The following is a 17431-nucleotide window of genomic DNA, read 5'->3' as shown; positions in this document are numbered from 1 at the left end:
CCCCCCCCCCCCCCCCCCCCCCCCCCCCCCCCCCCCCCCCCCCCCCCCCCCCCCCCCCCCCCCCCCCCCCCCCCCCCCCCCCCCCCCCCCCCCCCCCCCCCCCCCCCCCCCCCCCCCCCCCCCCCGGGGCAGGGGTGCGGGGGAGGGGAGGGGTCAGTCGCCGGACTTCAGGGCGGCCAGCCGGGCCTCGACGTCCAGGTCGGCCGACAGGTCCTCCAGCTCGGCGAACCGCGCCTGCAGCGAGTCGGCCTGCAGCTCCGCCCGCCCCGCCACCCGGGCCTCCTCCCGGCGCACCCGCTCCTCGAAGCGCGACAGCTCCGAGGTCGGGTCCAGCACGTCGATCGAGCCCACGGCCTCCTGCACCCGTGCCTGCGCCTGCGCGGCCTTCGCGCGCGCCACCAGCTGGTCGCGCTTGCCGCGCAGCTCCACCAGCTTCTCCTTCATCGACGCCAGCCCGCTCTTGAGCTTGTCGACGACCTCCGTCTGCGCCTCGATCTGCGGGCCCGCGGCGCTCACCTCCTGCTCGAAGGAGATCTGCCGCTTCAGCGCCAGCTTCGCCAGCTCGTCGAAGCGGTCGGCCTCCGCCGCCCTGCCCGCCGCGCGCAGCTCGTCCGCCTTGCGCGATGCCGCCAGCGCCTTCGCGCCCCACTCCCGCACCGCCGCCACGTCGTCGTCGCGGTCGGCCTCCGCCAGGCGCAGGTTCCCGATCGTCTGCGCGATCGCCGCCTCCGCGTCGGCGATGTTCGAGGTGTAGTCGCGGATCACCTGGTCGAGGACCTTCTCCGGGTCCTCGGCCTGGTCGATCAGCGCGTTGACGTTCGCCCGCGCCAGCTGCGCGATGCGCCCCAGGATCGACTGCTTCTGCGCCACGTCCCCTCCTCCCGCACCGGCCCCGCCGGTGCCTCCTGCTGCTCGTGCCGACCCGACCCTCCCAGCCCCGGCGACGGCGGGCAGCTCGGGCGGGCCCTCAGAACCGCCCGCCGGCCCCGCGCCGGCCCCCGCCGGACGAGCGCCGCCCGCCCCCGCCTCCGGGGACCCCCCCGAAGCCGCCCCCGAAGCCGCCGGAGCGACCGCGCCGCGCGCTCGGCCCCGGCCCGCCCCAGGAACCGCCGAACCCGCCGAAGCCGCCGCCGAAACCACCGCCCCACGAGGAGCCGTACCCGCCGCGGCGGCGCCCGCCGCCCACCAGCACGGCACCCAGCAGGTCCTCCAGGCCCGGGCCCGCCACCGTCCCCGGCGCGCCCCACGAGGACGCGTCGGCGCGCGCCAGCCGCCCGGCCTCCTCCGCCAGCGCGTCCGCCGTGCGGGCGTGCCCCACCGCTGCCGCCGGGTCCTGCTGCGCCAGCGACACCGCCGTCTCCAGGTGGCGGCGCGCCTCCGCCAGTCGGGTGCGGGCCGCGCCGCCCACCGTCCCCCGCCGCGTCGCCACGAAGTCCTCCGCGGCGTCGACCTCCGCGCGCGCCGCCAGCAGCGCCTGCTCCAGCGCGGCCCGCTCCTCGCGCCGCTCGCGGGCCGTGGCCTCCACCGCGTCGCGGGCGGCGTCCAGCACCCGCTCGGCCTCCACGACGCGGTGCAGCGCCCCCAGCGGGTCGTCCGCCCCCTGGCGCTGCGCCGCCTCCGCGACCGCCCGGGCCGCCGCCGCGGCCGAGGCCAGGCCCGCCGCCGCAGTGCCCGGCGCGGTCCCCGGCGAGGCGGCACCGACCGGGACGTCGGCCGCGGCGCGCAACCGGGCCAGCGCCACCGGCAGCTCCTGCACCGCCCGCCGCAGGTCCGTGCCGGTGCGCTCCACCGAGGTCAGCAGCTGCTCCGCCTGCGCCAGCGCACCCTCCGCGGCGCGCACCCCGTCCACCACCTCGCCCGAGCGGGTGGGGTCGGCCAGCGCCGCACGGGCCGCCGCCGCGGAACCCCGCGCCAGCTCCAGGCGCTCGACGGCCTGCGCGGGCGCGTCGGCCACCGTCGCCACCGCCGTCTCGCCGAACTCCCCCCGCAGCCGCTCCAGGCGCTCGCGGGCGGGCCCGACCCCGGCCTCCAGCGCGGGCAGTCGCCCCTCCACGCCGGCGAGGACCTCCGGGGCGCGGCGCACCAGGTCGCGCAGCGCGTCCACCTCGCCCGAGGCGGCCTCGAGCGTCTCGTCGACGCGGCGGCAGTCCGCGACGATCCCGGTCAGCACCTCGCGCCGGCGCGCCTCGGTCTCCGGTTCGGCGTCCTCCAGCGACTGCCGGGCGGCGAACGCCGCGGTCAGCGCGCTGCGGGCCCGCTCCAGCACCTCGCGCGGGCCAGCGGTGCGCTGGTCGCCGAACTCCGCGGCCGCGAAGGCCAGTTCCTCGCCGCTGGCGCGCACCGCGTCGTCGGCGCGGACCAGGAGGGCGTCGGCCACCCGGGTCAGGTCGGCGGTGCTCGTGCCGGCGAACTCCGCCGCCTCCCGGCCCGCCGGCCCGCCGGCCCGGCGCGAACGGGCCAGCAGCAGCGCACCCGCGGCACCGGCGACCACCACGCCCCCCACGGCCGCCGGCCCCCACGGGAACCCGCCGCCCAGCGCGTCCCCGACGGCCTCCGCCCCGGCCGTGACCGCGCCGTCCCAGTCGCCCTCCGCGAGGCGCTCCTCGGTGGCGCGCGCGACCCGCGCCACGTCCTGGTCGGTCAGCGGGCTCGCGTCGTCCACCGAGTAGGCGAAGGCGCCCTCCTGCGTGGCCACCGCCAGCAGCACGTCGTCGACGCCGAAACCGCTGGCGACGGCCGTCGCGTCGGCCCACGCCACCGGGTCGGCGCCGTCGAAGGAGTCCACGAACACCACCCACAGCTGCACGCCCTCCTGCTGCTGCAGCTCGCGCAGCGCCGGGCCCACGTCCGCGCCGGCCAGCACCCCCACCCGGTCGGTCACCTGCTCGGGCAGCCGGAACGGGGCGACCGCGGAGGCGGGGGAGGCGGGGGAGACGCCCAGCACCCCCAGCGCCAGGAGGGCGGCCGCCAGCGGGCGGCGGGCGTCGCGGGGGCGGGACGGGCGCAGCACCCGGCCAGTCTGGCGCAGCTCCGCCCGCGCGGCCGTTCAAGGCCGACGCCCCGCGCCGAGGCCGACGCGGAGAACTCCCGCGAGCTGCTGGGCACCGTCTCCCGGTCGCGCGACGCGGTCGTCGACGCGGGGCGGGTCGGGGCCTCCGCCGCCGGGCGGGCCTCCGCCCCGACCGTGGAGGTGCAGGCCCTGCCGCGAGTTCGCCGGCGCGCAGCAGGGCCGTCCGCTGTCAGCGGACGGCCCTGCCGCGTCCCCGGGGCCGCCGCTAGCGTCGGGAGGACCCCGACGCTGGAGGTCGCCGTGAGCAGTTCCGCACCGCCGCCGGTCCCGCTGCCCGCCCACCGGCGTCCCCCGGGGCGCTCGCCGCTGCTGCGCGAACTCGTCGGGGCGGTGCTGCGCGACGAGCGCACCGCCCAGCGCCGCACCCTCGCCGACGTGGCCGCCGGTTCCGGGGTCTCGCTGCCGCACCTGTCGCAGGTGGAGCGCGGTGGCAAGGAACCCTCCTCCGAGGTGGTCGCGGCGATCTGCGCGGCCCTGGGCCTGCCGCTGGCCGAGCTGCTGCGGCGCGCCGCCGGGGAACCGCTGGACGTCACCTCGACCGGCACGCGCGCGAGCGCCGCGGGGTTCGCCGTCCCCGCGGCCGGCCCCACCGCGCACCTCTCCCTGGTCGCCTGACCCCCATCCCCCTCACCGCGGGGCGAGGGGGTCAGGGGCGGGCGGGCAGGAGGGCCGCGGGGGTGACGACCCGGTCGGCGACGCCGTAGGCGACGGCCTCGGCAGCCGGCAGCACCAGGTCGCGGTCCAGGTCGGCGCGCAGCCGCTCCACGGTGTGCCCGGTGTGCCGCGACAGCACCTGTTCGATCTCCCCGCGCAGCCGCAGCACCTCCTTCGCCTGGATCTGCAGGTCCGCCGCGGTGCCCTGCGCACCGCCCGACGGCTGGTGCAGCAGCACCCGGGAGTGCTCCAGCACCGAGCGCTTGCCCGGCGCGCCGGCGGCCAGCAGCACCGCGGCCGCCGAGGCGGCCTGGCCCACGCAGAACGTGGCGACGTCCGGCTGCACGAACCGCATCGTGTCGTAGATCGCCATCAGCGCGGTCGCCGAGCCCCCGGGTGAGTTGACGTACACGCTGACGTCCGCGGTGGGGTCCTCCGAGGCCAGGTGCAGCAGTTGCGCGATGACGACGTTCGCGACGCCGTCGTCGATCTCACCGCCGAGGAACACGATGCGTTCCGACAGCAGGCGGCTGAACACGTCGGAGGTGCGTTCCCCGCGCGGGGTGGACTCCGTCACGTAGGGGACGAGCGCGCTCACAGCCCGACCCTCCGCCCCGCGCCCAGGCGCACGTCGTCGACGCGTTCCACGACGTGGTCCACGATCCCGTACGCACGGGCCTCCTCGGCCGTGAACCACCGGTCCCGCTGGGAGTCCCGCTCGATCGTCGTCACGTCCTGGCCGGTGTGCTCGGCGGTGAGCCGCTGCACCGTGGCCTTGGTGTGCGCGAGGTTCTCCGCCTGGATCGCGATGTCGGCGGCCGTCCCGCCGATCCCGCCGGAGGGCTGGTGCATCATCACGCGCGCGTGCGGCAGCGCGAACCGCTTGCCGGGCGTCCCGGCGCCCAGCAGGAACTGCCCCATGCTGGCGGCCATGCCCATGGCGAGGGTGGCGACGTCGTTTGGGACCAGGCGCATCGTGTCGTAGACGGCGAGCCCGGCGCTGATGGAACCGCCGGGGGAGTTGACGTACAGGGCGATGTCGCCCTTCGGGTCGTCGGCGGACAGCAGCAGCAGCTGCGCGCAGACCCGGTTCGCGCTCGCGTCGTCGACCTCCTGGCCGAGCACGACGATGCGCTGGAACAGCAGTCGTTGCGCGAGCTGGTCGTCGAACAGCCCGCTGAGGGTGGTGGTGGACATCGGGTTCCTCCTGCCGGTGGTCCGCCGGGTTTCCGGTGCTCCCACCCTCGCCCCGCCCGGGCGTCCCGTGACCGGGTTTCTCCCCGGGGCACATCTCCCCCGGGGAGAACCACCCGGACCCCGCCGGTGCGGCGACGCGCGGTCGCGGACACACTGGGTCCGTGCCCGACACCGGCCGCGCGACCCCACCCGCCCGGCCCGGCGGGCGGGTCCGCGCCCCGCGGCTCGCCGGCCGCCGCTGGCTCGGCACCGGCGGCCCCGGTGAGGCCCCGGACCTGCGCGGCCGCGTCGCGCTGCTCGACTTCTGGACGAGCTCGTGCGTGAACTGCCTGCACGTCCTGCCCGAGCTGCGCGCCCTGCACGAGCGGTTCGGCGGTGCGCTCGCCGTCGTGGGCGTGCACTCGCCGAAGTTCCCGCACGAGGCCGCACCGGCCGCCCTGGACGCCGCCGTCGCCCGCCTGGGCGTCGACCACCCCGTCCTCGACGACGCCGACCGGCGCACCTGGTCCGCGTACGCCGTGCGCGCCTGGCCCACCCTCGTCGTCGTCGACCCCGCCGGCTACGTCGCCGCCACGTTCTCCGGGGAGGGCCACGGCGAGCGGATCGCCTCCGTCGTCGCGGACCTGCTGAACAGCACCCTCCCGACCGCCGGAGCCACCGCTCCCGTCGTGCCGCAGACCCCCGCGACGACGGGAGCGGTGGCTCCGGCGCGCCGGGAGGGTGCGGCGCAGGACGGCGACGGGAGTGCCCGCGCCCCGCTGCGCTTCCCCGCCCGCGCCCTGGCCCTGCCCGGCGGCACGGTCCTCGTCGCCGACACCGGGCACCACCGGCTCGTCGTGCTGGGCTCCGACCTGCTCGCGCAGCAGCGCGCGATCGGCAGCGGCCTCCCCGGCCTGGTGGACGGCCCACCCGCCGAGGCGGCCTTCACCGAACCGCAGGGTCTGGCGCTGCTGCCGCCGCAGGTCGCCGCCCGCACCGGGTACGACGTCGTCGTCGCCGACCGCGGCGCCCACGCCCTGCGCGGGGTGCGCCTCGCCGACGGGCACGTGCGCACCGTCGCCGGCACGGGCCGGCAGCTGCGGCGCCGGGCCGGCGGCGGGCCGGCGCTCGCGCAGGACCTGTCCTCCCCGTGGGACGTGGCCTGGTTCGACGGCCAGGTGCTCGTCGCGATGGCCGGCAGCCACCAGCTGTGGGCGTTCGAGCCGCTGGACGGCGTGGTGCGCGTCGTCGCCGGCACCACCGCGGAGGGGTTGCGGGACGGCCCGGCGGAGTCGGCGTGGCTGGCGCAGCCGTCGGCGCTCGCGGTGCAGCGCACCGGCACCGGTGAGGTGGCCTGGTTCGCCGACGCGGAGACCTCCGCCCTGCGCTCGCTGCGCCGTACCGGGCCGGTGGACCGCACCGTGCCCGTCGTCACCGACGACCGGATGGCGAACGCCGACCCCGTCGCCCGTCCCGGCCACGTCGTCGCCACCGCCGCGGGGACGGGGCTGTTCGACTCCGGGTTCCGCGACGGGCCCGGCGCGGACGGCCCCGAGGGGGCGCGGGCGCTGCTGCAGCACCCGCTGGGCGTGGCGGTGGCGCCGGACGGCTCGGTGCTGGTCGCCGACACCTACAACGGCGCGGTGCGCCGCCTGGACCCCGCCACCGGTGAGGTGACCACCCTGGCCGACGGCCTCGCCGAACCCGCCGACGTGCTGGTCCTCCAGGGCGGGAGCGGGGGCGCGGCCCTCGTCGTCGTGGAGTCCGCCGCGCACCGCCTGACGCGCCTGCCGCTGCCGGACGTGCTGCGCGACGGGGGTGGCGAGCGGCGCGACCCGGTCGTCCTGCCACCGGGACGGGTGCACCTGGCCGTGGCCGTGCGGCCCCCGGCCGGTCAGGAGCTCGACGAGCGCTCCGGCGCACCGGCCGCCCTCGACGTGCGCGCCGACCCGCCCGGGCTGCTGCGCGCCGGCGCCGGCGCGGGGACCGGCCTGCACCGGTGGCTGGAGCTCGCCACGGCGGGCGGCGCGCACGGCGTGCTGCGCGTGGAGGTGCAGGTCGCCACCTGCGACGCGGGCAGCGGGCCGGGCGCGGCGTGCCGCCTGCACCGCAGCACCCTGCGGGTCCCCGTCCGGGTGGACCCGGCCGCCGTCGCGGACCTGCTCCTGGAGGTCGCTCCGGGTGCGCCGGACAGCTCTACTGCCGGTAGCCCTCCACCTCGCTGACGGGCCGCTCGTCCGCCTCGTCGGGGTTCAGGCCCGCGTTGCGCTTCGCCTCGCGCTGGCGCAGCAGGTCCCACAGCTGGTCCAGCTTCTGCTCGGCGTCCTTCAGCTCCGCGTGCTCCTGCTGAGCCGAGAGCTTCCCCTCGGCCAGCGCCGCGCGCAGCGCGTGCTCGCGCTCGACGAGGCTGTTGATCCGCTCGTGGATGTCGTGCTCGTCCATGCGGGCATCCTCGTCGCGCGGTGCGCTCCCCGCACCCCGCGCCGCGCCGAGCGGCGCGGGGGACCGAGCTGCGCCAGGGTGGGGCCAGCGGTGCGGACGCCCCGCGACGACCACGCGAGGAGGACCCGGTGAGCGCCCCGACGAACGACGGCCACGACGCTGCACTGACCGCGCTGAGGGCTGCGCCCTCCGCGCGCGGGGTCGCCGTCGTCACCGGCGGCTCCGCCGGGCTGGGCCGGGCGGTCGTGCGCGAGCTGGCCGGGCGCGGCTGGGACGTGGCCGTGCTGGCCCGCGGGCGCGACGGTCTGGCCGGGGCCGTGCGCGACGTCGCCTCCCGCGGCCGTCGCGCGCTGGGCGTGGTGTGCGACGTCGGCGACCACGAGGCCGTGGACGCCGCCGCGGCCCGCGTGGAGGCCGAGCTGGGCCCGATCGAGGTGTGGGTGAACAACGCCATGGCCAGCGTGTTCGCCGAGTTCTGGGACGTCGACCCGGCCGACTACGCGCGGGCCACCGCCACCACCTACTTCGGGTACGTCAACGGCACCCGCGCGGCCCTGGCCCGCATGCGCCCGCGCGACCGCGGACGGGTCGTGCAGGTCGGCTCGGCACTGGCGCACCGGGGGATCCCGCTGCAGTCGGCGTACTGCGGCGCCAAGCACGCGATCGTCGGGTTCACCGAGAGCGTCATCACCGAACTGCTGCACGAGGGCAGTTCGGTCACCGTCTCGATCGTGCACATGCCGGGGATGAACACCACGCAGTTCGGGTGGGTGCGCTCGCGGTTGCCCAAGCACCCGCAGCCGGTGGCGCCCATCTACCAGCCGGAGCTGTGCGCGCGTGTCGTCGGCGACGTCGTGGACCGCCCCCGCCGCACCACGTGGGTGGGGGGGTCCACGATCGGCACGATCCTGGGCAACCGGGTCGCCGCGCCGCTGCTGGACCGCTACCTGGCCCGCACGGGCGTCGACGGCCAGCAGACCGACCAGCCGAGGGGCACCATGGTCGGCGACTACCTGCACGAACCCGTGCCCGGCGACCACGGCGCCCGCGGGCCGTTCGACGAGCAGTCGCACGAACGCAGCCCGCAGGTGTGGGCGCTGCGGCACCGGCGCGTGCTGGGCGGTGCGGCCGCCGGGGCCGCCGCCCTCACCGCGGGGCTGCTGGCGCGCTCCCGGCGCTGACGCCGGCGCGCACGTCCACCTCGCCGCGCGCGGCGGCGACCGCGGCGGTCTCGCGGCGCACGTGGTGGCGCCGGCACAGCACCTCGTAGGCGATGGTGCCCACCGGCCCGACGTCCAGGGTGCCCTCGCGCTCGCCGACGTCGCCGACGACGACCTGCTCCCCAGCGACGACCATGGCCCCGTCGACGGTGCGGGCGTTGTGGGTGGCGCGCGCCCCGCACCAGCACAGCGCCTCCACCTGCGGCACCTGCACCCGGTCGGCGAGCTCGACGAGGCGGGCACTGCCCGGGAACAGCCGTGTCCTGAAGTCGCTGGTGATCCCGAAGGCGAACACGTCGACGCCCAGGTCGTCCACGACGCGGGCGAGCTGCTCGACCTGCTCGGGGGAGAAGAACTGCGCCTCGTCGGCGACGACGTAGTCGACGGGCCGCTCGCGGTGCCGCCGGGACACCTCGTGCCAGAGGTCGGTGTCCTCGGCGACCTCCAGGGCGGGGCGGGCCAGGCCGATGCGGCTGGAGATCACGGCCTCGCCGGAACGGTCGAAGCGGGTGAACAGCAGCCCCTGCCGGCCCTGCACGCGGTGGTTGTGGTCGACCTGCAGCGCGAGCGTCGACTTCCCGCAGTCCATCGTCCCGGAGAAGAACACCAGCTCGGCCACGGGCGACCATCCTGCCGCACCCGCGGAGCCCTCCCGTCCCCGCGCGCGGCCGCTCGCCGCACCCGCCACCACGGGAGGGGCGGAGGTGGCGGGTGCGGGGAGCGCGTGGTGAGGTGGAGCGGTGAGCACCGGAGAGGACCCCGAGCAGGACGACGCACCGCACCGCCGCGGCCCCGACCGCCGCCGGCTCGTCGACCTGACCCGCGCCGAGCGCGGTGAACCGGAACGCCGCCGCTTCATCGGCGTCGACCGCCGCGGCCCCGGCGACTCGACCCCCGTGCCCGAGCTGGAGGACGACCAGGACGTCCCGCCGCGCCCCGAGGAGGACGTCGCCGACGCCGGCGAGGACCGCTGACGGGCCCCCGCCGGCTCCTCTCAGGCCAGCGAGCTGAACGCCTCCACGTCCCGGATCTGCCCCGACACGATGATCACGTCGTCGGCGGACAGCACCGTCTCCGGTGTCGCGTACGTGAACCCCTCGCCGGGGCGGTGGTGCGCCACGACCGTCACGCGGTAGGTGCTGCGCAGCTTCGCGCCCGCCAGCGTCTGCCCCACCAGCGGCGTGGGTGCCGTCGTCTTCGCCATCGCGAAGCCGTCCTCGAACTCGATGTAGTCGAGCATCCGCCCGCGCACCAGGTGCGCCACGCGCATGCCCATCTCGTGCTCGGGCCGGATCACCTTGTGCGCGCCGAGCTGCGACAGGATCCGCGCGTGCGAGTCGCTGATCGCCTTGGCCCACACGTTGCGGATGCCGAACTGCAGCAGCGTCGACACCGTCAGGATGCTCGCCTCGAGGTTCGTGCCGATGCCCACCACGGCCCGGTCGAACTCGTGCACCGACAGCTGCCGCAGCGCCTCCTCCCGGGTGGAGTCGGCCACCACGGCGTGCGTGAGGTGCCCGGCAAGCTCCTCCACGAGCTTGGGGTCGCTGTCGATGCCCAGGACGTCCACCTGACCGTCCTCCATGAGCTCCAGCGCCAGCGACCGGCCGAACCGGCCCAGGCCGATGACCACCACCGACCGCGGGCGTGTGAGTGCGGACCTCCTAGCCAATGATCGGCCTCCCTTCGGGGAACTCGTACAGGCGGCGGCGCTCGCGCAGGGCCAGCGCCGCCCCCAGGGTGATCGGGCCCAGCCGGCCCAGGAACATCAGCACGGCCAGGATGACCTGGCAGGAGTCCGGCAGCTGCATCAGCAGCCCGGAGGACAGCCCCACGGTCGCGAACGCGGAGATCACCTCGAACAGCACCGCGTCCACGGGCGCGCGGGTCAGCTCCACGATCACCAGCGTCGCCACCACGATCACCGCGAGCGACACCAGCGCCACCGTCAGGGCCTGCCGGTACACGCGCTCGGCGACGCGGCGCCCGAACACCGACACCGACTGCTCACCGCGGAACTCGGTGAACACGACGATCAGCAGCAGCGCGAACGTGGTCACCTTGATGCCGCCGGCGGTGCTCGCCGACCCGCCGCCGATGAACATCAGCACGTCCATGACGAGCCACGAACCGCCGTTCATCTGGCTGATGTCCACCGAGTTGAACCCCGAGCTGCGCGTCGCGGTCGTCTGGAACAGCCCGGCCAGGGGCCGGGCCCACCACTCCAGGGCTCCCAGCGTCGCGGTGTTGCGCCACTCGTTCACGGTGAGGAACACCCACCCGAACACCGTCAGCGCCGCGGACGTCACCAGCGTCAGCTTCGTGTGCAGCGACCACTCCCGCGGCACGCGGAACCGCCGGCGCAGCTCCAGCAGCACGGGGAACCCCAGGCCGCCCAGCGTGCTGGCGGTCATGACGGGCCCGCACATCCACAGGTCGGTGGCGAAGCCGGTCATGCTGTCCGAGCGCAGCACGAACCCCGCGTTGTTGAAGGCCGAGACCGCCAGGAACCCGCCCTCGCGCACCGCGTCGAGCAGGCTCGCCTCGTAGGCCAGGAACAGGCGCGCGGACAGCACCACCGCGGTCACCAGCTCCACCAGCAGCGAGACCCGCACCACGCCCACCAGCACCGAGCGCACGTCGCCGAGCTCCAGGCCGCGCGACTCCGTCGCCGTCAGCATCCGCGAGCGCAGCCCCAGCCGCCGGGAGGCGAACACGCCCAGCAGCGAGGCCGACGTCATGATCCCGAACCCGCCGACCTGCGCCAGGGCCAGGATCACCACGAGCCCGAAACCCGACCAGTGCTCGCGGGTGTCCACCACGACGTGCCCGGTGACGCACAGCGCGCTCACCGCGGTGAACATCGCGTCGACGAAGTCCGCGCCGCCCGGCCCGCGCCGCGCCGCGGGGATCCACAGCAGCGCCGTGCCCAGCGCGACGGCCGCCGCGAACGCCAGCGCCACGACCTGGGCCGGGTGCCGCAGCAGCTTGCGGCGGTAGCCGGGGAGCGGCCCGGTCGGATCCACCTGCACTGCCTCCAGCTCGGGCGGGGCCTGGGTGCGGCCCGGTCGCGATCAGGCTACGGGCAGCGGGGCGGCGGCAGGTGCGGGCCCGCGCGCGGCGCGGGGCGCATCAGGTGCCGTCCAGCTCCGCGCCGGGGACCTCCAGCAGGTCCAGCACCTCCTCGCGCCCGAAGAACCGGGCCGCCTCCAGCGCGCTCGGGGTGCCCGCGTAGGGGTCGGCGTCGGCGTCCACCAGGGCCGCCACCACGTCCCGGTACCCGCGGAAGACGGCGGCCGTCAGGGCCGTGCGGCCGGCGGCGTCCACGGCGTCCGGGTCCGCGCCGCGCTCCAGCAGCGCCCGCACCGTGCCCGGGTGCCCGTGGTAGGCGGCCAGCACCAGCAGGCAGTCGCCCGCGGAGTCGGTGGAAGCCACCGGCACCCCGGCGTCCAGGTAGCCGCACAGCTCCCGGGTCAGGCCCCGGCGGGCGGTCTCGAACACGCGGTGCGCCAGCTCCAGGGCGCGCTCCTCGCCGGCGTCGCGCGGCCCCACGGGCTCGGCCCAGCGACCGCCGTCCTCGCCCCGCCCGGTCACGGCGTCAGGGTAGGACCGCCGCCCGGGCCCCGCACCCCTGCGCGGCGGCGCCGCCCGGTCCCGGCCGTCCGGCCGCGGCCGCTCAGTCCTGCTCGAGGACCGCGTCCACCGTCGTCATCGCCGTGCTGAGCCCCGCCAGGTACGCCCGCGACACCTCGTACACGGCGTGCCCGGCCTCCCCGAGGCGCTCGGGGTCGTCGTCCTCGTAGGACAGCACCGCCCGCAGCGCGCGGCCCACGTCCCCGCGGCCCTCCAGCAGCGCCGCGCGCACCGACAGCGCCACCCCCGTCGTCTCGACCAGCTCGTCCTCGGCCAGGCCCAGGACCGTGGCCACCCCGGAGAGCAGTCCCACCGTGTACGCCACGTCGGCGTCCGTCGGCACCAGCCGCGCGCACGCCGCCGCCCGCGCCAGCACCGTCGTCAGCGACTCGGTGTCCACGCTCGTCACGCCGCCCAGCAGCATCAGCACCACCCACGAGCACAGCTGACGGCGGCCCAGCAGCACGATCGCCTGCCGCAGCGAGGACACCTCCTGGGTGCTGTACCCGGCCGAGGACACGGTGCGCAGCACGCGCAGGCTCAGCCCCGGGTCGGAGGACACCAGCTGCTCGATCTCGCCGATGGGTGCGTCGCTGCCCGTCAGCGCCCGCACCAGGCGCAGGCACACCAGCTGCGACGGCGTCAGGCTCACCGACTCCAGGGTCACCGGGTGCTGCAGGCCGTAGCCCTGGAAGAGGTCGCAGCCCGCGGCGGCGCACCGCTCGAACTCGGCGTCGTCCTCCACCCGTTCCACGATCACCAGCGCCGACGGGTTGTGCCGGCGCACCAGCGCCACCACCTCCTCGAAGCGCTCGCCGGTGGCGGCCAGGTCGACCTTGACGTACTCGGCGCGCGCCACGGCCGGCAGCCGGCTCTCCTCGCCGTCGAAGTCGTCCACGGCGATGCGGTAGCCCTGCGCCTGCAGCCGGTCCAGGCCGGTCAGGAGCTCCTCGTCGACCTCCACGTCCTCCAGCAGCTCCAGCACGACCTGCCGGGGGGAGCACGGCACCGGCAGCTCGCCGGTGAAGAAGCCGCGGGTGAGGTTGATGAACAGCGGCTTGTCCCCGGCGATCTGCTCCACGCCGAAGTCGCCGAAGGTGGCGCTGATGACCTGGGAGGTGGCGTGGTCCTGCTCCGCACCGCTGGACAGGTCGGCGGTGGTGCCGCCGTGGGCGCGGAACAGCAGCTCGTAGGCGACCAGGTCGCGCTCGCCGTCGTAGATGCCCTGCCGGCCCACGCGGACCGTGGAGACGCTCGCCCCGGCCTGGCCGCCCGGCGCGACGAGGCGGGAGCGCGCCGTCACGGCGTCGCTCCCGGTGCGGCGGCCCCGGCCACCCGCGTGGTGCTCCTCACGCCTTCCTCTACGGCTCGCCGGGCCGCGACCTGTAGCCCCGGGGGGCCGGCGCTGGGCCGAACGGGTGCCGCGCGCCTGCGGGGCGGGCCGCCGGGGACGGCGCGAGCGGGCGCGGGCACCCCCGGGTCACACGCGGGTGCGGTGGAAGCGGGCCGCCGACCGGCTGGGGGTGGGCCCCCGCTGCCCCTGGTAGCGCGAGCCCGACGCGCTGCTGCCGTAGGGGTGCTCCGCCGGGGAGGACAGCCGGAAGAAGCACAGCTGGCCGATCTTCATGCCCGGCCACAGCGTGATCGGCAGCGTCGCCACGTTCGACAGCTCCAGCGTCACGTGCCCGGAGAAGCCGGCGTCGATGAAGCCGGCCGTCGAGTGCGTCAGCAGGCCCAGCCGGCCCAGGCTGGACTTGCCCTCCAGCCGCGCCGACACGTCGTCGGGCAGCGTGACGACCTCGTAGGTGGAGGCCAGCACGAACTCGCCCGGGTGCAGGATGAAGGGCTCGTCCGGCTCCACCTCCACCAGCCGCGTCAGCTCCGGCTGCTCCTGCGCCGGGTCGATCACGGAGTACTTGTGGTTGTCGAACAGGCGGAAGTAGCGGTCGATGCGCACGTCCACGCTGGAGGGCTGCACCATCGACGGCTCGGACGGGTCGATCACCACCCGCCCGGCAGCCAGCTCACGGCGGATGTCGCGGTCGGAGAGCAGCACGGCGTCACGGTACCGCCGCGCCGGGGCCCCCGATGGAGCCCCGGGGGAGCCCCGACGCGGGGGAGGGGGCTGGACCAGGCCGCCGCGTCCGTTACAGTGGTGCCGTCCCGGCGAGCGGTGCCGGGACGCGCGGGTGTAGTTCAATGGTAGAACTTCAGCTTCCCAAGCTGATAGCGCGGGTTCGATTCCCGTCACCCGCTCAGCGCGAGGCCCCGGTCCGGTGGACCGGGGCCTCCGTCGTCCCCGGGGGCCCTCCCGGGCTCCGTCCCGGACGTCGAGTGGCGGACCGGGCGGCGGGACGCGACGGTGTCCGCCGTGTTCCTCACCGACCTCGGCTCCCCGTGGCCGCTCCTGCCCAGCGTCATCGGCCTCGTGGTCTCCGCGGTCGTCATCGTGCTCACCGGCACCCGCATCACCGCCGTCGCCGACGAGATCGCCGACCGGACGGGTGCGGGGGAGGCGCTCGCCGGGGCGGTGCTGCTGGGAGCGACGACGTCGCTGCCGGGCCTGGTGACGGTGGCCGTCGGCGGGCTGTCCGGGGACGCGCAGTTCACCTTCGCCAACCCCGTGGGCGGCATCCTCATCCAGACGGTGTGGCTGGCCATCGCCGACCTGTTCTACCGCCGCGTGAACCTGGAGCACGCGGCGGCCTCCAGCGAGAACCTCATGCAGGCCCTCGTCCTCGTCGCCCTGCTCGCGGTTCCCCTGGTGGGTTTCGCCACCCCCGAGCTGTCCCTGTTCGGGATCCACCCCGCCACGTACGCGATCCCGCTGCTCTACGCGGGCGGGCTCGTGCTGGTGCGCCGGCTGCACGACGACCCGATGTGGAAGCCCGTCGTGACCGACGACACCGTCGAGGACGTGCCCCAGGAGGGCACGGGCGTCAGCGACCGCCGCCTCGGTGTCTCCTTCGTCCTGCTCGCGGTGACGATGGCGATCGCCGGTTACGTCGTGGGGCGCTCGGGGCTGGGGGTCGTCTCGGCCACCGGCGCCTCCGGCGGTCTCGTGGGTTCCACCCTGACCACCGCGGTGTCGTCCCTGCCCGAACTCGTCACCCTCATCGCCGCGGTCCGGATGCGCTCCCTCGCCCTGGGAGTCGGCGACATCATCGGCGGCAACGTCTTCGACGCCCTGCAGATCGCGGTGGCCGACGCGTTCTACCGCGAGGGCCCGATCTACGCCGACGCCGGTGCCTCCGGCCTGCTGCTGCTCGCCGCGGGCCTGCTCATGAGCGCCCTGCTCGCGGCCGGGCTGCTGCTGCGAGGCCGCCACGGCGTCGGGTTCGAGGGCATCGGCATCCCGGTCGTGTGGGTGGGGGCGGTGGTCGGCGTCAGCCTCCTGTGACGGGCGCCGCCGGTCCGCGGCCATCCCCCCGGGCGCCGAGGGCGGCCCGGCGCAGCCGTTCGCGGAACTCGGCGGCCGGCACGGGCCGGCCGAGGTGGAAGCCCTGCACCTCGTCCACGCCGAGGGCCCGCAGCGCGCGCAGCTGCGCCTCGTCCTCGACGCCCTCGCCGACGACCTGCAGCCCCAGCGCGTGCCCCAGGTCCACGACGGCGCGCACGATCGCGGAGTTGCTGCGCGAGCCGTTCAGGTCGGCGAGGAAGGTGCGGTCGAGCTTCAGCGAGGTCACGGGCAGCCGCTGCAGCCAGGCCAGCGAGGAGTAGCCGCTGCCGAAGTCGTCGAGCGCGACCCGCACGCCGAGGGCGCGCACCTCCTCCAGGGTCCGCACGGCGCCGGGCAGGTCGGTCAGGACCTGCCCCTCGGTGATCTCCAGCTCCAGCCGCTCCGCGGCCAGGCCGCTGCGGGCCAGGGCGGCGCGCACCTGCCCCACGAGGTGGGGGGAGGCGATCTGGCGGGCCGCGAGGTTGACCTGCACGACCGCGGTGCTCCCCAGCCGGGGCCAGCCGGCGGCCTCGGCGCACGCTTCGCGCAGCACCCAGTCGCCCACGTCGAGGATGCCGGCGCTGTCCTCCAGGACGTCCAGGAACGCCCCCGGCAGCAGCAGTCCGTCGGTGGGGTGGCGCCAGCGCAGCAGGGCCTCGGCGCCGGTGACGACCCCGGAGGCGAGGTCGACCTTCGGCTGGTGGTGCAGCTCGAACTCGCCGCGCTCCAGGGCCACCGCCAGGCCCGCCTCGGTGCGGTAGCGGTGCAGGGACTGCTCGCGCATGGTGTCGCTGAACAGGCGCGACTGCCGCCGCCCGTCCTGCTTGGCGGCGTACAGGGCGGTGTCGGCCTCGCTGAGCGCCCGGTCGGCGGGCACCGGCTCGGTGAGGGTCGTGACGCCCACCGACACCCCGACGTGGACGTCGGTGCCGGCGATGCGGCAGGTCGCCGGCACGGCCGAGCGCAGCCGCTCGGCCAGGTCGAGCCCGGTCGCGCCCGGCTCCAGGTCCTCGCACAGGACGACGAACTCGTCGCCGCCGATGCGGGCGATCGTGTCCGCCGGGCGCAGCGCGGCGTGCAGGGACGAGCCCACGAGCTGCAGGAGCTGGTCACCCACCCCGTGCCCGAAGGTGTCGTTGATCTGCTTGAAGCGGTCGACGTCGCAGTACAGCACCGCCAGCGTCGACGGCCGCCGCTCCAGCCGGGCCAGCGCCTGCTCCAGGTGGTCCAGCAGGAGGCGGCGGTTGGCCAGGCCGGTGAGCGGGTCGTGCAGCGCCTGCGTGTGCAGCAGGCCCTGCGCCCGCCGCAGCTCGGTGATGTCGCGGAACTGCTGCACGACGTGCTCGGTGCCCGCGGCGCGCACGTAGGACGAGTAGGTGCGGCCCGCGATGGCGGGGTCGGCGCCGGGGTAGGACGCCTCGTACTCGAAGCGCACCTCCCCGCCGTCGCGCAGCAGCTCCACCATCGGCACGAACAGGGAGGTGTCCTGCCCCGCCCAGACCTCGAGCATGCGCCGCCCCTGGAGGGCCTTGCCCGCGTTGCGCTCGGCGGCGCCGTTGGCGAGCTCGTAGTGGAAGTCCACGACCCGGCCGCTGCCGTCGCGCACCGCGGACAGGACCGTCAGCGCGTCCTCCGGGTGCTCCAGCAGGGCGTCGGCCAGCGCTCGGACCGCGTCGGGGGGCACCACCACGAGGCTGATCGTGTCAGGGCCGGCGGGCCGGGCGCAGCCCGGACGGGTGCTCCCGGCCCGCCGTGCCCGGCACGGGCGTGGCGCCCTGGGGGGGCTACGGGAACCTG

General features: G+C 76.5%; 17 protein-coding genes and 1 tRNA gene. 6 read left to right on the top strand and 12 right to left on the bottom strand.

Features of this window, described 5'->3' with window-relative positions; genetic code table 11:
• Positions 1–153: 153 nt before the first annotated feature.
• Together ACRYR8_RS18390 and ACRYR8_RS18385 are read right to left on the bottom strand one after the other, a co-directional pair.
• Positions 154–870, bottom strand: coding sequence for a PspA/IM30 family protein (locus ACRYR8_RS18390; RefSeq protein WP_432485848.1), 717 nt, complete (start codon positions 868–870; stop codon positions 154–156).
• A 97-nt stretch (positions 871–967) separates the two neighbouring features.
• On the bottom strand, positions 968–3010 hold the full coding sequence (locus ACRYR8_RS18385; RefSeq protein ID WP_432485847.1) for a TPM domain-containing protein: 2043 nt from the start codon (positions 3008–3010) through the stop codon (positions 968–970).
• Between the two features lie 300 nt (positions 3011–3310).
• On the opposite strand from ACRYR8_RS18385, the gene ACRYR8_RS18380 reads away from it, so the two are divergent.
• Positions 3311–3685 (top strand): helix-turn-helix domain-containing protein, encoded by a 375-nt coding sequence (locus ACRYR8_RS18380; protein WP_432485846.1) that lies wholly within the window; start codon positions 3311–3313, stop codon positions 3683–3685.
• A gap of 31 nt (positions 3686–3716) precedes the next feature.
• Here the strand turns inward: ACRYR8_RS18380 and ACRYR8_RS18375 are convergent, their stop codons facing one another.
• Positions 3717–4322 (bottom strand): ClpP family protease, encoded by a 606-nt coding sequence (locus ACRYR8_RS18375; RefSeq protein WP_432485845.1) that lies wholly within the window; start codon positions 4320–4322, stop codon positions 3717–3719.
• Positions 4319–4921 carry a ClpP family protease gene (locus tag ACRYR8_RS18370; RefSeq protein WP_432485844.1) on the bottom strand — a complete coding sequence of 201 codons (603 nt, stop codon included), beginning with the start codon at positions 4919–4921 and terminating at the stop codon, positions 4319–4321. The genes ACRYR8_RS18375 and ACRYR8_RS18370 overlap by 4 nt, the downstream gene beginning before the upstream one ends.
• Positions 4922–5082: 161 nt before the next feature.
• Here ACRYR8_RS18370 and ACRYR8_RS18365 point away from each other — a divergent pair, with 161 nt between their 5' ends.
• Positions 5083–7125 carry an NHL domain-containing thioredoxin family protein gene (locus ACRYR8_RS18365; RefSeq protein ID WP_432485843.1) on the top strand — a complete coding sequence of 681 codons (2043 nt, stop codon included), beginning with the start codon at positions 5083–5085 and terminating at the stop codon, positions 7123–7125.
• Here ACRYR8_RS18365 and ACRYR8_RS18360 read toward each other — a convergent pair.
• Positions 7097–7342, bottom strand: coding sequence for a DUF2630 family protein (locus ACRYR8_RS18360; RefSeq protein ID WP_432485841.1), 246 nt, complete (start codon positions 7340–7342; stop codon positions 7097–7099). The two genes, ACRYR8_RS18365 and ACRYR8_RS18360, sit on opposite strands and share 29 nt — an antisense overlap.
• Before the next feature lie 173 nt (positions 7343–7515).
• On the opposite strand from ACRYR8_RS18360, the gene ACRYR8_RS18355 reads away from it, so the two are divergent.
• Positions 7516–8523 carry an SDR family oxidoreductase gene (locus ACRYR8_RS18355; protein WP_432485849.1) on the top strand — a complete coding sequence of 336 codons (1008 nt, stop codon included), beginning with the start codon at positions 7516–7518 and terminating at the stop codon, positions 8521–8523.
• On the opposite strand, the gene ACRYR8_RS18350 is transcribed toward ACRYR8_RS18355, so the two are convergent.
• Complete coding sequence (locus ACRYR8_RS18350) at positions 8489–9181, bottom strand: thymidine kinase (RefSeq protein WP_432485839.1); 693 nt, start codon at positions 9179–9181, stop codon at positions 8489–8491. The genes ACRYR8_RS18355 and ACRYR8_RS18350 overlap by 35 nt on opposite strands.
• Positions 9182–9302: 121 nt before the next feature.
• Here ACRYR8_RS18350 and ACRYR8_RS18345 point away from each other — a divergent pair, with 121 nt between their 5' ends.
• Positions 9303–9536, top strand: coding sequence for a hypothetical protein (locus ACRYR8_RS18345; protein ID WP_432485838.1), 234 nt, complete (start codon positions 9303–9305; stop codon positions 9534–9536).
• A 20-nt stretch (positions 9537–9556) separates the two neighbouring features.
• Here ACRYR8_RS18345 and ACRYR8_RS18340 read toward each other — a convergent pair whose 3' ends face one another.
• The 5 genes from ACRYR8_RS18340 to dcd all read right to left on the bottom strand — a co-directional run bounded on the left by ACRYR8_RS18340 (position 9557) and on the right by dcd (position 14251).
• Positions 9557–10198: a potassium channel family protein gene (locus ACRYR8_RS18340; RefSeq protein WP_432485836.1), complete on the bottom strand. Its 642-nt coding sequence runs from the start codon at positions 10196–10198 to the stop codon at positions 9557–9559.
• Positions 10199–10226: 28 nt separating this feature from the next.
• Positions 10227–11594, bottom strand: a complete 1368-nt coding sequence (locus ACRYR8_RS18335; RefSeq protein ID WP_432485926.1) for a TrkH family potassium uptake protein — start codon at positions 11592–11594, stop codon at positions 10227–10229.
• Positions 11595–11694: 100 nt separating this feature from the next.
• On the bottom strand, positions 11695–12156 hold the full coding sequence (locus ACRYR8_RS18330) for an ankyrin repeat domain-containing protein (RefSeq protein WP_432485834.1): 462 nt from the start codon (positions 12154–12156) through the stop codon (positions 11695–11697).
• An 82-nt stretch (positions 12157–12238) separates the two neighbouring features.
• Entirely contained in the window at positions 12239–13498 is a 1260-nt protein-coding gene (locus ACRYR8_RS18325) for an EAL and HDOD domain-containing protein (RefSeq protein ID WP_432485832.1), read from the bottom strand.
• Between the two features lie 177 nt (positions 13499–13675).
• A complete protein-coding gene (dcd, locus tag ACRYR8_RS18320) occupies positions 13676–14251 on the bottom strand; it encodes a dCTP deaminase (protein WP_432485831.1) in 576 nt (191 codons plus the stop codon).
• A gap of 129 nt (positions 14252–14380) precedes the next feature.
• Between dcd and ACRYR8_RS18315 the strand changes: the two genes are divergently transcribed.
• A tRNA-Gly gene (locus tag ACRYR8_RS18315) sits at positions 14381–14451 on the top strand.
• A 106-nt stretch (positions 14452–14557) separates the two neighbouring features.
• The gene (locus ACRYR8_RS18310; RefSeq protein ID WP_432485925.1) at positions 14558–15595 is read left to right on the top strand and encodes a sodium:calcium antiporter; all 1038 of its coding nucleotides are present in this window, start codon (positions 14558–14560) and stop codon (positions 15593–15595) included.
• Here ACRYR8_RS18310 and ACRYR8_RS18305 read toward each other — a convergent pair.
• Positions 15582–17324, bottom strand: coding sequence for a putative bifunctional diguanylate cyclase/phosphodiesterase (locus ACRYR8_RS18305; RefSeq protein ID WP_432485828.1), 1743 nt, complete (start codon positions 17322–17324; stop codon positions 15582–15584). The two genes, ACRYR8_RS18310 and ACRYR8_RS18305, sit on opposite strands and share 14 nt — an antisense overlap.
• Between the last annotated feature and the right edge of the window lie 107 nt (positions 17325–17431).

Source organism: Kineococcus esterisolvens (assembly GCF_050871405.1).
Classification (GTDB): Bacteria; Actinomycetota; Actinomycetes; order Actinomycetales; family Kineococcaceae; genus Kineococcus.
Note: the sequence above shows the minus strand (reverse complement) of the source record. Positions and strands in the feature narration are given on the sequence as shown.

What these genes read in the sequence shown, in the direction of transcription:
- ACRYR8_RS18370 (WP_432485844.1), bottom strand. Translation starts at nt 4,921, where the DNA reads ATGTCCACCACCACCCTCAGCGGGCTGTTCGACGACCAGCTCGCGCAA.
- ACRYR8_RS18360 (WP_432485841.1), bottom strand. Translation starts at nt 7,342, where the DNA reads ATGGACGAGCACGACATCCACGAGCGGATCAACAGCCTCGTCGAGCGC.